Source organism: Methylobacterium nigriterrae (assembly GCF_037106235.1).
Lineage (GTDB): Bacteria > Pseudomonadota > Alphaproteobacteria > Rhizobiales > Beijerinckiaceae > Methylobacterium > Methylobacterium nigriterrae.
Map to the genome: position 1 here is coordinate 1 of NZ_JBAWTG010000579.1, position 412 is coordinate 412.

Consider the following 412-nt stretch of genomic DNA (forward strand, 5'->3'; position numbering starts at 1 on the left):
CCCATTGACGCGCCGGGTTCTGCGATCAAGCCTGCGCATGGCTCCTCTCGGAGGCCAAGATGCGCCGTGTCCCAGCCCTTGCCGTGTTTCTCACGGCAGCGAACCCGGCCCTCGCTGACGATGCCCTGGCCGGACGAGAGATGCTGACTAGCCCGCACGGTCAGCCCCTCTGTGACGACGAGGCCGCTCTGCGCGGGTATCTCGCGGCCATGCTCAACCAGGATAAAGAGGCGATGAAGCAGGTCGCTGGATGCGCGATGCTCAAGCCGGGGCTGCGGGTGGTTGTGCTGCAGGACGTGCCAAGCGCCAGCAAGCTCGCCCATATCGTGAGGATTCGGGCGTTCGGGCAGCACAGCTCGGCTGTCGGCTACACGCTGAGCTTCGGATTGCAGACCAAGTAGCGGTGGCCCTC

At 65.5% G+C, this 412-nt stretch carries 1 protein-coding gene; it reads left to right on the top strand.

Annotated features, from left to right (window positions below; genetic code table 11):
- Positions 1–59: 59 nt before the first annotated feature.
- Positions 60–401, top strand: a complete 342-nt coding sequence (locus WDW90_RS38315) for a hypothetical protein (protein WP_336492903.1) — start codon at positions 60–62, stop codon at positions 399–401.
- Positions 402–412: the final 11 nt, after the last annotated feature.

Coding starts and splice junctions, on each gene's coding strand:
- WDW90_RS38315 (WP_336492903.1), top strand. CDS start 60: ATGCGCCGTGTCCCAGCCCTTGCCGTGTTTCTCACGGCAGCGAACCCG.